Annotated in this window: 15 protein-coding genes; all 15 read right to left on the reverse strand. The window is 37.0% G+C overall.

Translation table 11 applies throughout. From position 1 onward, the window contains the following. Positions 1-156: 156 nt before the first annotated feature. The 15 genes from FFX44_RS00795 to FFX44_RS00865 all read right to left on the reverse strand — a co-directional run bounded on the left by FFX44_RS00795 (position 157) and on the right by FFX44_RS00865 (position 14,856). Entirely contained in the window at positions 157-1,032 is an 876-nt protein-coding gene (locus tag FFX44_RS00795) for an aldose 1-epimerase family protein (RefSeq protein ID WP_289976947.1), read from the reverse strand. Between the two features lie 26 nt (positions 1,033-1,058). Then, complete coding sequence (hslU, locus tag FFX44_RS00800) at positions 1,059-2,474, reverse strand: ATP-dependent protease ATPase subunit HslU (RefSeq protein ID WP_289976950.1); 1,416 nt, start codon at positions 2,472-2,474, stop codon at positions 1,059-1,061. A gap of 20 nt (positions 2,475-2,494) precedes the next feature. Then, positions 2,495-3,040 carry an ATP-dependent protease subunit HslV gene (gene hslV / locus FFX44_RS00805; RefSeq protein ID WP_289976953.1) on the reverse strand — a complete coding sequence of 182 codons (546 nt, stop codon included), beginning with the start codon at positions 3,038-3,040 and terminating at the stop codon, positions 2,495-2,497. A 24-nt stretch (positions 3,041-3,064) separates the two neighbouring features. Beyond that, the gene (gene xerC / locus FFX44_RS00810) at positions 3,065-3,964 is read right to left on the reverse strand and encodes a tyrosine recombinase XerC (RefSeq protein ID WP_289976956.1); all 900 of its coding nucleotides are present in this window, start codon (positions 3,962-3,964) and stop codon (positions 3,065-3,067) included. A gap of 92 nt (positions 3,965-4,056) precedes the next feature. After that, a complete protein-coding gene (gene topA / locus FFX44_RS00815; RefSeq protein WP_289976959.1) occupies positions 4,057-6,162 on the reverse strand; it encodes a type I DNA topoisomerase in 2,106 nt (701 codons plus the stop codon). A gap of 77 nt (positions 6,163-6,239) precedes the next feature. Then, on the reverse strand, positions 6,240-7,109 hold the full coding sequence (gene dprA, locus FFX44_RS00820) for a DNA-processing protein DprA (RefSeq protein ID WP_289976960.1): 870 nt from the start codon (positions 7,107-7,109) through the stop codon (positions 6,240-6,242). A 43-nt stretch (positions 7,110-7,152) separates the two neighbouring features. Continuing rightward, positions 7,153-7,920 carry a ribonuclease HII gene (locus tag FFX44_RS00825; RefSeq protein WP_289977697.1) on the reverse strand — a complete coding sequence of 256 codons (768 nt, stop codon included), beginning with the start codon at positions 7,918-7,920 and terminating at the stop codon, positions 7,153-7,155. Beyond that, a complete protein-coding gene (ylqF, locus tag FFX44_RS00830) occupies positions 7,910-8,770 on the reverse strand; it encodes a ribosome biogenesis GTPase YlqF (RefSeq protein WP_289976962.1) in 861 nt (286 codons plus the stop codon). Before ylqF ends, FFX44_RS00825 begins: the two co-directional genes overlap by 11 nt. A 171-nt stretch (positions 8,771-8,941) precedes the next feature. Continuing rightward, entirely contained in the window at positions 8,942-9,487 is a 546-nt protein-coding gene (gene lepB, locus FFX44_RS00835; RefSeq protein WP_289976964.1) for a signal peptidase I, read from the reverse strand. Positions 9,488-9,711: 224 nt separating this feature from the next. Then, the gene (locus FFX44_RS00840; RefSeq protein ID WP_289976966.1) at positions 9,712-11,169 is read right to left on the reverse strand and encodes a S41 family peptidase; all 1,458 of its coding nucleotides are present in this window, start codon (positions 11,167-11,169) and stop codon (positions 9,712-9,714) included. A gap of 27 nt (positions 11,170-11,196) precedes the next feature. Continuing rightward, complete coding sequence (locus FFX44_RS00845; RefSeq protein ID WP_289976969.1) at positions 11,197-11,421, reverse strand: YozE family protein; 225 nt, start codon at positions 11,419-11,421, stop codon at positions 11,197-11,199. Positions 11,422-11,432: 11 nt separating this feature from the next. Then, positions 11,433-12,059 (reverse strand): YpmS family protein, encoded by a 627-nt coding sequence (locus FFX44_RS00850; protein ID WP_289976972.1) that lies wholly within the window; start codon positions 12,057-12,059, stop codon positions 11,433-11,435. After that, complete coding sequence (locus tag FFX44_RS00855; protein WP_289976973.1) at positions 12,059-13,006, reverse strand: SGNH/GDSL hydrolase family protein; 948 nt, start codon at positions 13,004-13,006, stop codon at positions 12,059-12,061. The genes FFX44_RS00850 and FFX44_RS00855 overlap by 1 nt, the downstream gene beginning before the upstream one ends. A gap of 366 nt (positions 13,007-13,372) precedes the next feature. After that, complete coding sequence (locus FFX44_RS00860) at positions 13,373-13,876, reverse strand: dihydrofolate reductase (protein WP_289976975.1); 504 nt, start codon at positions 13,874-13,876, stop codon at positions 13,373-13,375. 23 nt (positions 13,877-13,899) lie between these two features. After that, positions 13,900-14,856: a thymidylate synthase gene (locus tag FFX44_RS00865; RefSeq protein ID WP_289976977.1), complete on the reverse strand. Its 957-nt coding sequence runs from the start codon at positions 14,854-14,856 to the stop codon at positions 13,900-13,902. Positions 14,857-14,862: the final 6 nt, after the last annotated feature.

Raw genomic sequence — 14,862 nt, forward strand, 5'->3', positions numbered from 1 at the left:
ACAGATAGGGACTTACCGCAAGACTTTTTGCGATAGGCCCCTTATTAATTACGCATTAAAAATTAAATTATCTAGTTTTAAACTACCAGCAAGAAAACACAATCCTATTAGTTCTTTATTGATAAGAGGTTGGATTAAAAACTATATCGCATTTTTTTAAAAGACTTGAATTTTATAAAAACCATTAAAACTTTCATGAGCTTTTAGTACATGCAAACCAACCTTCTCAGTTAACCTACCACTCGCATTTACGTCATCAGCCAAGCCCCACCATGGTTCGATACATACAAAAGGTGCATTCTCTGGGTACTTCGACCAAACTCCGACATATTGTGCATTCCCAGTATTAAACCGAATTCCATTTTTTTCTTGGCTTGTCGTTAATGTTAACATAGTCTCCTTTTCATCCAGCTTCAAAATAACCGCATCATTTTTAAAAGTTTCGCGTGTAACATCAATCTTCTTAGCAGTAAATTCAAGTGGATGACGAGAATCACTATAATTTCCTTGGAGTTGAATTAGTTGGTGAGTTCTGTTAGAGGCAATTGCAACCTGATAATCAGAAAATACTTCTGTAGAGGACAGTGGAACATTAAAAGCAGGATGACCACCAACGGAAAACAGCAATTGTTTTATACTTGGATTATCAACTAAATAACTGATCTTTAAAGTATCAATCATAAGTTCATATTTGATACGCAGTACGAATTCAAATGGATATTGTTGCATAGTCACCTTGTTTGCATGTAAACAAAAGGTGACTTGTTGATCGGTTTTCTTTTCGATTTCAAAATCCATATCTCGCGCAAAGCCATGTTGCGTCATCCAATATTGTTGCTGCTTATAGAAGTATTTATCGTCTTTTAATCTGCCAACAATTGGGAATAGTACCGGAGCGTGACGCCCCCAGTATTTGGGATTTGCTTGCCAAAGATATTCAAATTTATTTTTCTTGTTAAATAAACTTGTCAGTTCACCACCATGTTCATTAAAAGAAACCTTCAAGAATGCATTTTCTAAGCTAACTGTCATCTTATTTTCCCTTCTTCCAACGCTGTTTATAGAATATACTGACTTAAATCTTTATTTGCCGCGATATTACCAATCTTATTTTGCACATAAGCTTCTGTGATTGTAATATCACCCATCTGCATGTCTGGTCCCTCAAACAACAAGTCTTCCAATAGTTTTTCAAGGACGGTATGCAATCTACGAGCTCCAATATTTTCATTTTCATGATTAACATGGTATGCTATTTCTGAAATTTTTTGGATTGCTTCAATCGTAAACGTAACTTTTATATTATCTGTTCCAATCAATGCAATATATTGCTTGATTAACGCATTGTTTGGCTCTGTCAATATTTTAACAAAATCTTCTGCCTTTAATTCATCTAGCTCCACTCTGATAGGGAAACGGCCTTGTAATTCAGCAATTAAATCACTCGGTTTACTTTCGTGAAAAGCTCCTGAAGCAATAAATAAAATATGATCTGTATTGATCAGACCGTACTTCGTCTGAACTTGTGAACCTTCGACAATGGGCAGAATATCTCTTTGAACGCCTTCGCGTGACACTTCACCGCTATTCTTTTGTGCTTTCGATGTGATTTTATCAATTTCATCAATAAAAATAATTCCCGTATTTTCCGCACGTTTGATTGCCAGGGCAGCAATGTCAGCAGTATTAACGAGTTTCCTAGCTTCCTCTCGTGTGAGATATGTGCGTGCTTGTGCCACAGTCATAGTCCGTTTAACTTTTTTCGTTGGTGCCAAAGAATTTAAAGTATTCCCCAAATCAATTCCAATCTGACCCAACATCTCTGAGGCTTCTTTTGCTTTTCGTGAAGGTTCATCAACTTCGAGAGTCAATTCTTGCTTTTCAAGCATTCCTTTGTTTAATTTTTCCCTTACAGAGAGACGTTTCTTCTTAATTTCTTCCGTGACAACTTCTTTTTGAACAGGTGTAAGACTGGGAGTTTCGCCCCTTTTTATCTCTTCAAACATTTGACCAAAACTAATTTCTTCTTCGCCTTCTTTTTTATTTTTTTTAATCGCTGGTACAAGTAATTTTATTAGTCGTTTATTGGCATTTCCACGAGCTTCTGCACGGACCTGATCAAATTGGAGATCTGCTTCCATTTTATATGAAACTTCAACCAAATCACGAACAATTGCTTCAACATCTCTACCAACATATCCAACTTCGGTAAACTTAGTTGCTTCAACTTTCATGAATGGCGCCTGAACAATTTTAGCCAGCCTTCGTGCAATCTCAGTTTTGCCAACCCCAGTTGGACCAATCATCAAGACATTCTTAGGTGTGATTTCTTCTTGCATTTCTCCTGAAAGCTGCATTCTACGGTAGCGATTGCGCAAAGCAATTGCAATTGCTTTTTTCGCTTTGTTTTGACCAATGACATAAGCATTGAGTTCTTTGACAATTTGTTTTGGTGTTTTATCAATAGGGTTCATCTAGAGGATCCTTTCTTTTCTTAAAGTTCTTCTGCGACTACATTATGGTTAGTAAAGATATCAATATCACCTGCTATATTAATTGATGCCCTAGCAATCTCACCAGCAGACATCATTGAAGCATGTTCTTTCATTGCTTTTGCAGCGGCTAAAGCAAAATTACCACCAGAACCGATTGCTAAAATATCGTCATCAGGTGCAATTACTTCCCCGCTTCCAGATACCATTAATAATTCATCTTTGTCCATGACAATCAAAAGAGCCTCTAACTTCTGCAAAGCTTGCTCACTGCGCCATTCCTGTGCTAATTCAACGGCTGCACGCTGCAGATTACCACTATACTCATTTAATTTCTTTTCAAAACGCTCTTCTAAGTTGAAAGCATCTGCAACACTGCCAGCAAATCCGACAACAACTTGATTGTTGTAAATTCTTCTGACTTTGCGCGCAGTACCTTTCATTATGACTTTTTCACCCATTGTGACCTGTCCATCACCAGCCATTGCAGTATGTCCGTTATGACGAACTGCACAAATTGTTGTTGCATGAAATGATACTCCAGTCATTTTATATTCCTCCTAAATTTTAAATCATGCTCGTGGAAAGAACTTGCGGTAATCTCGTTGTAAATGTTCTTTTGTAACGTGTGTGTAAATTTGCGTAGTGGATAAGCTGCTATGTCCCAGGAGCTCTTGCACCGCGCGCAAATCTGCACCATTGTTCATCATATGTGTTGCAAAAGTGTGTCGCAGCTCATGCGGATGGATCTGTGTAGTTAAACTACTGCGGCTAACAATCTTCTTTAGAATATACGTAATTCCAGCAGCCGTTAACGGGTCTCCGTAATGATTTACAAATACAAAATTATGTTCTTTCTTATATTTTGCCATCAACGGCGTTCGCACCTTAGCATAGTAACTTTCTAATGCTTTTTGACAATACTTGCCAAATGGGACATAGCGGTCTTTATTTCCTTTACCATGTAATAACATTGCGCGCATCCCCATATCAACCGCTTGCAAAGTTAGTCCCGTACACTCACTGACACGCATTCCAGTTGCATAAAGTGTTTCTAATAATGCTTTATCTCTAATTAAAATTGGCTCATCTCCGTCAGTTGCATCAAAAAGGGCGGTCATTTCTTTTTCATAGAAAAAGCGTGGCAAAGCACGTGGATGCCTCTTCAATTGAACATAAGCGAAAGGATTAATCTCAACATAGCTATTTTTTTCCATGAATCTGTAAAAAGAGCGCAGGCTCGAAATAATTCTAGCAATTGATGACGTTTGATAGCGTTTATCGTACAAGAAACTCATAAAAACATGAACATCAAACCGATTTACTTGCGCAAAAGATGAAGAACCACCATTTTTAAAAAGAAAATCACTGAAGAGCTTTAAATCGTCATTATATGCCTTGACCGTATTATCAGAATATCTTCTTTCTATCGCTAAATATTGTTTAAATTCTTTTATCCATTCTTGTTCCATAAAAAAACCTCCACATCATGCTATAACTTTAGCATAAAAAATGGAGGTGTGCCCAATCAGTTATTCAAAAATAATAAATTACTAATACTTTATTATTTTTGAATTTCCTCTTCGTAATCACAATTGCTACACTTAACCTGCATTCCTTTCTTGGTTTTTTTCTCAATCAAGAAATGCTGACACTTAGGGCAATCACGACCGACTGGCTTATCCCAAGAAACAAATTCACATTTTGGATAACGGTCACATCCATAGAAAATACGATTCTTTTTTGACTTGCGCTCAATAATCTGCCCCTTATGACACTCTGGACAAACTACTCCAATTTCCTTTGTGATAGGCTTTGTGTTGCGACAATCTGGAAACCGACTACATGCATAAAATTTGCCATACCGTCCGAGTTTAATCACTAAAGGTGCGCCACAGATATCACAATCGATTCCTGCAGGTTCATCTTTAATTTTGACTTTAGCCATCTTTTCTTCAGCAGCACCCACTTCTTTTGCAAAAGGCTGATAGAAACTATCAATAACCTTAATCCATTCTTGTTTTCCTTCTTCAATCTCGTCCAACTGATCTTCTAGTTGAGCAGTAAAATCAACATTTAAGATGTCTGGGAAACATTTAACGATCATGTTATTTACTATCTCACCCAACTCAGTAGATTCAAACTTACGAGCAACAAGTTTCACATAATAACGTTTTTGGATTGTATTCATAGTTGGTGCATAAGTTGAAGGACGACCAACACCATTTTCTTCAAGTGTTTTAATCAGCGTAGCTTCAGTATATCTTGCAGGCGGTAGGGTAAAATGCTGGTTTGGCTGGTTTGTTAACAATTTGACTTCTTGTCCGACTTCTAAGTCAGGCAGAATATTGTCTTTACGCTTGCTTTCGGCGTAGACCTTTGTAAAACCAGGAAACTTCATCTTCGAACCCTTTGCTCGATACATTACTTTATTCTGTTCAATATCAACACTCATTGTATCGACAACCGCAGGAGTCATCTGACTTGCCACAAATCGTGACCAAACTAACGAATACAGCTTCATCTGATCTTTGTTCAAATATGCCGAAAGCGACTCTGGTGTCCGCAAAACTGATGAAGGACGGATTGCCTCATGTGCATCCTGTGCACCTTCTGCGAGCTTGCCTTTGCGCGGTTTGACCGCAGCATATTCTGCACCATAAGTTTCGTGGATAAAAGCTGAGGCCTCATGCTTGGCAATATCAGAAATTCTGGTTGAATCCGTACGCATATAGGTTATTAATCCCACTGCGCCTCCTCTTCCAATATTAATTCCTTCATAAAGCTGTTGTGCAACCATCATCGTTTTTTGAGTTCTAAAATTAAGTGAATTATTAGCTGTCTGCTGCATTGTACTTGTGGTAAAAGGAAGTGCTGGAAAGCGTTTGCGCTCCTTGGGTGTAACTCGCGTCACGCTAAACATCTTATTTTTATCAATCTTTTGCATAATCTCCTGAACTTCATCATTATTATGCAATTCATTCTTCTTGCCGTTTACACCATAATAATCAGCATTAAATTTAGTTCTGCTAGCTTGGAATTGTGCATCAATTGTCCAATACTCTTCCGGGATAAATTCGCGAATCTCTTGTTCACGTTTAATAATCAGATTCAAAGCAATTGACTGCACACGACCAGCACTCAATCCCTTTTTTATTTTTGCCCAAAGTATTGGACTAATCGAATAACCTACTAGGCGATCAAGCACGCGCCTTGCTTGTTGTGCGTCCACAAGATCCATGTCAATTGCACGCGGATTTTTGAATGAATTCTTGACTGCATCCTTGGTGATCTCGTTAAAAACAACTCGATTCTTGTCTTCAGGATTTAAACCTAACAGATAAGAAAGATGCCAGGCAATTGCTTCTCCCTCTCGATCCGGATCGGCTGCAAGGTAGACATGTGCAGCTTTCTTGGCCTCTCTGCGTAATTCTTTGATAACATCACCCTTACCACGTATTGAAATATAATGGGGCTCGTAATTGTGCTCAACATCAACACCCATTGTACTTCGCGGTAAATCTCTGATATGGCCTAAACTAGCCATAACCTTGTAGCGAGATCCTAAATACTTTTCAATTGTTTTAGCCTTTGATGGAGACTCAACAATCACAAGGTTTTTCTTAATTTTTCGTTTTGTTGTTGTTGTTTTCTTCTGGGTCTTAGGCATCGACCAGGCTCCTTTTTAATATCTTTTTTTAACATATAAAAATCGCTAATAACTTTAGACCATTACCATAGGCCTTGTCAAGTATTTCGAAATTCTTCAATGATATCCAACGCATCTAAGACAGGTTTTGCTCCAGCCTTAATGAGCTCATTGGTACCCACAGACAAGGTAGAATTGATTGGACCAGGAACCGCAAGAACATTGCGATTTTCTTGTAGTGCAAGATTTGCAGAAATTAGACTACCACTGTGGTGTCGGGCTTCAACAACTAATAAAGTTTGCACCAACCCCGCAATAATTCGATTCCTCGCAGGAAAATGAAATTTTCTTGGACCAGTACCAAGTCCATACTCACTAATCAACAGTCCTTCACACGCAATTTTTTGTTGCAATCCACGATTTTGACTAGGATAAAAAATATCTAACCCTGTCCCGATAACTGCAACTGTTCTACCACAATCTGCAAATGTCTGCAAATGTGCTAGGCTGTCAACTCCCTTTGCCAAACCGCTCACAGTTACAATCTTAGCTGCGATAACAGCTGGCAGCAGCTTTGCGAGAACGACTGTTGAGTACGTACTATTTTGGCGCGCACCTACTACCCCTAATAATTTTCGCTTATCTGCAATCAGAGATAAATCCCCACGATAAAAAAGTACGTTCGGTGGATTGTAACTCTCCAATAAACATTGTGGATATACAGAATCAATTATTGTAATAGCCTTACTATGATACAAATTGCGATCAACTGCAAGTTCTAATTCAATCGAATTAAATTTTTTCCAAAAAAGATTGCGTTGAAAATTTGTAATTCCAGCCAATTCTTCTAATTTTTTGATGTCTGGGATAGCTTGGTATTTCTTTACCCAGTCACATACTCTTTTTACTTTGGAAACACTGAGAAGATTGCTCAGATGCAATTTTATTATAAACTCTTTTATCTCCATAGAATCACCCTTTAAAGTGTTTTCTATAAAAATACGCATTTGATTAGAAATTGGACTTAATCGGTTCAAAACTTCTCCGGTGGAGCGGCGTTATCCCATACGTACTCAATGCATCAAGGTGTCTCCTTGTACCATAGCCATCATTTGATTTAAAATCATATTGTGGATATAATTCATCGTAAAAATTCATCAGGTGATCACGCCAAACTTTTGCAACGATGCTCGCTGCAGCAACACTTACACTCTTTGAGTCTGCCTTAATCAACTTTACTTGTGCGATCGGTGAATCGATATCCATTGCATCAATAATCAACTGTTGTGGTTTACGTGAGAGACCATTAACCGCTTTTAACATCGCAACGCGTGCGGCTTGGTAAATATTGACGGTGTCTATCTGATAATTGTCGCAAACTCCAACAGAGACACTAAGTGCCTGCTCAATAATCTGACTATACAGCCTTTCCCTTGTTTTTCTTGTCAATTGCTTTGAATCATTAACTTCAACAATTCCAAAATCATGCGGTAAAATAACAGCTGCAGCTACAACTGGACCGGCCAACGGTCCTCGACCAACTTCATCAACCCCACAAACCAATTGCTTTCCAGCCTGCCAAAAAGCACGTTCATAGCTAAAACGATTTTTGAATGCTTCTAGTGCAGCTTGTTTCTTAATTTTTCGTTTTTCATATTGAAGCAACAAACTTTGCACACCTTTACGAGTATCACCGGCTAATTCTTTCAACAAATCTTGCTGTGGGTTGATAGCGATTAATGCCTTTATTTCACTAATTGATTTTTTCTTATCCATCATGTCTCTGAGTACTTTCTGGTACTGCATCAAGTGTGTATCTACCTAATTTACCCTTTCGACACTCCAATATCATTCTTTCACTTGCTTTATCATAATCATCCTTGAATCCGCTTTTTTTAGTTATCAACAGCAATAAGTCCACTGTTGAAAGTGATAGTTCACTGTCTGCCAAGTGATAGCGTTCCTTAAGACTTGCAGGAGCAAATTGCCGAAAATGTTCAAGCAAATATAGTGCAACATCATCTTTAGCATACAATGTTTCTTTAATTGCACCAGTCAATGCTAACTTTTTTCCAATCATTGGGTCTTCAAATTTTGGCCATAAAATTCCAGGTGTGTCTAATAAAAGCATATCTTTTCCAGCTTTAAGCCATTGCTGTGATTTTGTAACCCCCGGACGATTACCGACTTGAGCTACATTTTTCTTAATCAAATGATTAAGCAGTGTCGATTTACCAACATTTGGAATACCAATGCACATTACCCTAATGCGTTTATGCAGTATTCCTTTTTTTGCTTGCAATGCAAGTTTATCAGCAAGCACTTGTTTAATTTTTTCCTCAATAATTTTTAAACCGATGGCTGTACTGTTAACCGCAATTGCTGGTTGTTTCTGTGTTTCATAATATCTAACCCACCCAGCTGTGGTCTGTGAATCTGCTAAATCTTTTTTTGTTAACACTAAAATGCTTGGTTTATTTTGCAGAATCTGAGCCAATTGCGGATTACGTGATGACTCTGGTAATCGTGCATCAACAAGTTCAAGCACAATATCAACCTGTTTTATATTTTCTTTGACTTGACGCAGAGCCTTAGCCATGTGACCTGGAAACCATTGAATAATTGCCATAAATTTTAATCCTTTCGCTATATAACTAATTTAATTGGGTTAGGTCAAAAGTTAGAGTTTGATCTAACCTCATTATTTATTCCGTATAAACGTGTTCCATAAGTCAAAATTTCCGTCTAACTCGAAATTCACCGACCTATGGAACACTCCCTCTAATTTATGTTGATTACATTATCGCCCAATCAAGCGAATCTTAATTAGCGGCCAATAAACAATGATTGCCCGGCCTTTGATCCAACTATCTTTGACTGGCCCAAATGTCCGTGAATCTTTGCTTATTCGTCGATTGTCACCAAGTACAAAGTATTCATTCTTTGGTATTTTAGATTTCCCAGTTAGTTCCTTTAAAGTGAAATCTGATGTGTACGGTTGGTGCTTGGCCGCGAGTATTCTTTTTAGAAAATTCTCCTTGACGCGTTTACCATTTATACGCAGCACATCGTTTTTATACGATAAACGTTCCCCAGGCATTCCAATAATCCTTTTGATATAGGTCTCTCCATTAGGCATTCTGATGATAACCACATCAAATCGCTGGAGCTTCCCAAAATTCATTACAAGAGCCTCTTCTTTTGACTCAAGTGTTGGCTCCATCGAATTGCCATCAATTTGAAGTGGTGTAATTAAAAATGAGCGGATAAAAAGTGCGCTAAGAACTGCAATTGATGTAAGTAAAATCCAATAGCTCCAATGAAATCTTTTTATAAAGCGTTTCAAAACTTTCCCTCCAACAATTTAACTACTTCTTTTTGAATTCAATTAAACACATTTCTTATCAGAACTCTATCTTCCTTAACCTTAACAAAAAAAATGAAATTGTGCGAGTATTGTTTTATTACAAACTAAAACAACGACCCATCCCTCATGGAGATAAGACGCTGCTATTTAATGCTGAAGAGAACAATGAAATGCCCATTCATCATGAATTATTAATCTTAAAGTTAATTACCATTAAGTTGAGAAATAGCTGTCTTAAGTGCATTATCACTGTCAGCAACTTTTTCTGCAGCTAATTCTTCAAGTTTGTTAACCGTTTCTTTATCTATATTGCCATTAACAGTCAGCTTATTATCAGTCTGGAATTTCTTCACAGCAGTGACTGTTGAATCACCATAATAACCATTTGCTGATCCTACACTATAATTCAAAGCATTCAAGATAACTTGGGCTTTCTTAACCTGGTCGGAAACTTCACCTTGAGTGTACGTCTTCTTTGTACTAATTGCTGTTTGGTAAGCATAGCTTGGATAATCGGCTTTAATAGTAGGCTGCAGTCCCTTATGATTAATCCAAGAACCATCTGGCGTCAACCACTTAGCAATTGTCATCTTAAGTTCTGTTTTATCAGTAAAGGGTAGCGTTGTCTGAACAGTTCCTTTACCATATGACTTAGTTCCGATTAATTTAATATTAGCCGATTGATTCAAGGCCGCAGAGAATATTTCAGCCGCACTAGCACTACCACTATTGATCAAGACAACCGTTTTTTCGGTAACCTTGAACCCTTTGTCATACTTTTTGCCAGCCTTATATACTTGAGCTGCTTGACCACGTTGTTGAACCTGTAAGATTGTCTTGCCGTTTTTCACAAACATTGAAGACATAATAAGGGCTTGAGTCATCAAACCACCAGGGTTATCTCGCATATCAATTACGAAGGACTTGGCCCCTTGTTTGCGCAAACTCTTAATTTCTGCCTTGAATTCAGCAGCAGTTTTTTCAGAGAAAGTTGAAACTTGGATGTATCCAATCGTTTTGTTCTTCTTAAGAAGATGCCCAGTTACCGTCTCAACCGGAATTGTTGCCCTTGTTAATTTCTTGGTAAAGGTTGAGTCACCACGTTTAATAGTCAATGTAACACTTGTTCCCTTTTTACCTCTAATCAATGCGATTGCTTTGGTCAATGAGTAGCCTTTAATTGATTTACCGTCAATCTTCAAAATAATATCATCAGCTTGCAAGCCTGCTTTTTTAGCAGGAGTTCCCTTAATCGGAGCAATTATTTGAACATAAGCACCTTTCTTTTGGACCTCAGCACCAATTCCTGTAAAACTGCTTGAAATTGTATTGTTCAATGATTCAGTTTCATCTTTTGACATGTATTCCGTAAATGGATCGCCAAGCGCATTAACCATTCCCGACAATGCACCATTTTCAAGTTTTTGCTTGCTGACAGATTTGTAATAGCCACTATAAAGTGATGAAAAAACCGTTTCAATTTTGCTCATTGATTGATTTGTTTCAGTTGCCGCTGTTAATTTTTGATTCATGTAATAAAAAACTCCACCACCACCAATTAACAGGGTTACTAAGCTGGTTATAATCAAGGTTAATAGGCTATATTTACGCCTGATCTTCTTTTGTTTTTGTTGCTTTTTTGAGTTCTCTTTCTTTTCCACTTCTATTACCTCAGCTTTACATATAATTTAATTCATTTTATCAAGATACGATTCCCACGCTTCATCAAAAATAGTCATTGACGGCAGATAATTGCCGTTTAATTCAAGATACTGTGATAGTTCATCATAAATCTGTGACTGCTTTGGAAAGGATTGATCATAAAAAGCATTATTAGCAAATTGTGCAACTTCCTTATGACTGTCCGGATCTCTTTCAGTCATCAAATATTGATAAAAACTCAAGCGATGCATAAAAGACCTCCTTATTTTAATGGAATTGAAAGAGTAAAATGAAAGTTATTATCTTTCAAATCAATGGTTTTAGCTTTGATGCTAATTCCCTTTGCCGTTGCAAATTTATTAAGATTAAGCCCGATTCTGTCTTTTTTAGCATCAATTGTAATTCCCTTACTGAGCTTATAATGATTTTTCACATAATTAAGTATGAAAGAAGGCGGGGCGCTTAAAGAGCCTATCCCTACACCCTTTGCAAGCAACACAATATTACCATCTTTTGTGACTCTAGGGGTTGTGTAAAGCGAAAATGAAACACTTTGCCCTAATATTTGGGTTGTCCCCACCATAATAGCAGCCGAATCACTAACATAAAAACGATACCTAATGTTATTTTTTTGCTGCTGTTTTTTCAAATAATAATTAATTGTACCATTCAATTGTTTTCTATTCATCTGCACATTAATTGTAGTGTACTTACCTGTCCTAGCCGTTTTTGCAATCACTTCTTTTTGCTGTACAGATTGTGTGGTTATCTGTTTATAAACAAATAGCGTAGTCCCCAAAACAAGTGCAGCCAAAACAACAAACGCCCACTTCCAATAATTTATCTTAGCCTTTGTTTTTATTTTCTTTGGCCGTTTCAACTCACTCACTAATTATTCACCTCATTCAACCAAGTTTTTTTATGTTTCATCATTACTGCATACAATCGTTCTGTCATATAATTATACCCTTTTAAATTCGGATGAAAATGGTCATCAGACGATAAATAATTATTTTTCTCTTCTTTATTAGATACAATTTGTGTAAGCTTATTCCCATTGAGTTTATCTAAATCAGTTACGGTCGTCGTCTTCAATTGTGATGTTTTACCCAAATACTGACCTTCTGACAATTGCTTATTGATTTGCACCATATATATATTGCGCTTCTTAGCAATTACTTGAAGGGTCACATTATTCCACTCATTAGTGTACTTTTGCAGCTGCGTTAGTCTTGGAAAATATACGTAGAACGGATTATAAACACTGTAAATAAATACCGGTGCTTTTGCATTATATATTCTGACTGACTGTAGCAGTTTATTCAATTTATCAGTATAAACTTTTTCTGCGCTTGCCATAACTTTTGTGAAATCAGCGGAAGACAGTGATGTAAAATTTTTCTGTAATGTCTGCATTAAATCATTTCCACCAACAGTTAATACAATCACATCAGCATTGCTTAACTGCTTTTGCATACTTGCACTTTTTTTTAGCCGCTCTAATATCTGATCACTGCGGTCCCCAGCCTTACCGAAATTTTCGGTTGCGACACTTAACTTATTATTTTTCTTTAACTTTTCTTGAATCAGGTGAACGTAGCCGCCTTTATTAGTGGTATCTCCTACACCTTGTGTTAATGAATCTCCCAAGGCAACTAATCTGATCTTCTTCTTTTGTTTAGTTTGCTTACTTGCTGCTTGTTTCGAGCTTGAATCAGTTCTTTGATTAACTTTCGTCTCATTTGAACCAAAAGCAAAGGAGAATAGCAAATAAAAAATAAGTCCTAAAATACAGCAAACAATAACCGGAACAAGATTTTTTATAATTTTATTCAAAAAAGTATCCTTTCCAACAATTAAAGAAATTTAAACGTGCTAATTATAACAGAGTTTTTTCAAAATTTCATAAAATCATTTATTATTTAATATATTTTTACTATTTTTTGTTAGGATTTATCCTAATTATTCCAATTTCAATAAAGAAAAGACTTTGAATTTGCACTAGGCCTGACTAAACGTAGGGAAGGGATTGGGTCAAAAGTTAGTTTTTGGCCTAATCCCTTCATTGCTTAAGTATAGATATTTTTCATAAGGTAAAACTATCTAGTTTGAAGCATTGCATAGCAAAGAAAATCTATTTACTAACTTCATGTTAGTACTAAAATCTTGCTGTCTTGTAATCATACTCTTTTTAAAGCTCCTCTATGCTTTCCTTTGATAGACTTCGAAAATATGTGGAAATTTGTTTTTTTCATCGATAGTTCCAACTACTTGTTTGATTAATTCAAAAGTATCCATCTGAAGTTCAGGCATAAATGTATCTCCAGCAAACTTTTCTTTAATCCGCGTGACATATAAGCAATCAACGGCATCTGCAAATTCTGCAAAAAGGGATGCTCCCCCAATGATGAAAACAGTGCTATCTTCTTGTGCAAGGATTTTTTTTAAATCTTCACTCTTATTTACAACGGTTATTCGTTGATCATCTTTATATTTATTACCAAAATCAGTCGATCTAGTTAAAACATAATGATGTCTCTTTGGTAAAAATCCAGGGAAACTATCAAAGGTCCTGCGACCCATCACAATTGGATGATTCTTTGTAACAGCCTTAAAATATGCCAAATCAGCAGGTAGTGTCCATGGTAAATGACCATCAATCCCAATATGATGTTGTTCATCTTCTGCCCAAATATATGCTAACATTTTATATTCTCCTCAGATAATAATTACACTGCAACAGGTGCTTTGATGGCAGGTGCAGGAGTATATCCTTCTACCTTGATATCAGACATCTCAAAATCAAAAACACTGCTTTTATCAGGATTCAACCATAGTGTTGGCGAATCCTGAGGCGTCCGGGTCAATTGCTCCTTTATCTGCTCAATATGATTATTGTAAATATGTGCATCTCCCAAAGTATGCACAAATTCCCCAACCTCAAGACCAGTCTCTCGTGCAATCAAATACGTTAATAATGCATAACTTGCAATATTAAAGGGAACTCCTAAAAAGACATCGGCACTGCGCTGGTAGAGCTGACAACTTAATTTACCATCAACAACATAGAATTGGAACAGGGTATGACATGGAGGCAGCGCACTCGTTGGAACATCTTCTGGATTCCATGCAGATACAATTAGCCTGCGTGAATCGGGTGTATTTCTAATGCCATCGATAACATCCTGAATCTGATCAATAACTTGACCATCCCTTGTCTTCCAGTGACGCCACTGAGCTCCATAAACATCCCCTAAATTACCGTATTTTGCAGAGAATTCATCGTCAACTAAGATCCGATCACAAAAGAGCTTTTTTTGTTCCTTGTAATCAGCTGCAAAATTCAGATCAACAAGTGCCCTCCTGCCAAAATTTGTCATATCTGGTCCAGTATATTCATCACTTTCAATCCACTTTTTAAATGCCCATTCATCCCAGATATGGTTTTTATGTTGCAATAGAAACCGAATGTTAGTATCCCCACGTAAGAACCATAGTAGTTCACTTTTTACAAGTCCAAATGCGATCTTTTTAGTTGTAAGAAGAGGAAAACCGCGGCTGAGATCGAAGCGCATTTGATATCCGAAGAGACTTTTCGTACCTGTACCAGTCCGATCATCTTTTTGATGTCCTTTTTCTAGAATATCATTTATAAGTTGCAAATATGGTGCCTCAAGGATTGCCATAAATAT

The sequence above is a fragment of the Lactobacillus sp. UCMA15818 genome, from assembly GCF_030400225.1.
Classification (GTDB): Bacteria; Bacillota; Bacilli; order Lactobacillales; family Lactobacillaceae; genus Liquorilactobacillus.

Excerpts from the sequence above, each read along its gene's own strand:
- FFX44_RS00845 (WP_289976969.1), bottom strand. The coding sequence starts at position 11,421 with ATGCATCGCTTGAGTTTTTATCAATATTTGATGACTGAAAGAGATCCG.
- ylqF (WP_289976962.1), bottom strand. The coding sequence starts at position 8,770 with ATGGCAATTATTCAATGGTTTCCAGGTCACATGGCTAAGGCTCTGCGT.
- hslU (WP_289976950.1), bottom strand. The coding sequence starts at position 2,474 with ATGAACCCTATTGATAAAACACCAAAACAAATTGTCAAAGAACTCAAT.
- FFX44_RS00860 (WP_289976975.1), bottom strand. The coding sequence starts at position 13,876 with ATGTTAGCATATATTTGGGCAGAAGATGAACAACATCATATTGGGATT.
- hslV (WP_289976953.1), bottom strand. The coding sequence starts at position 3,040 with ATGACTGGAGTATCATTTCATGCAACAACAATTTGTGCAGTTCGTCAT.
- FFX44_RS00865 (WP_289976977.1), bottom strand. The coding sequence starts at position 14,856 with ATGGCAATCCTTGAGGCACCATATTTGCAACTTATAAATGATATTCTA.
- topA (WP_289976959.1), bottom strand. The coding sequence starts at position 6,162 with ATGCCTAAGACCCAGAAGAAAACAACAACAACAAAACGAAAAATTAAG.
- FFX44_RS00825 (WP_289977697.1), bottom strand. The coding sequence starts at position 7,920 with ATGATGGATAAGAAAAAATCAATTAGTGAAATAAAGGCATTAATCGCT.
- FFX44_RS00795 (WP_289976947.1), bottom strand. The coding sequence starts at position 1,032 with ATGACAGTTAGCTTAGAAAATGCATTCTTGAAGGTTTCTTTTAATGAA.
- xerC (WP_289976956.1), bottom strand. The coding sequence starts at position 3,964 with ATGGAACAAGAATGGATAAAAGAATTTAAACAATATTTAGCGATAGAA.
- dprA (WP_289976960.1), bottom strand. The coding sequence starts at position 7,109 with ATGGAGATAAAAGAGTTTATAATAAAATTGCATCTGAGCAATCTTCTC.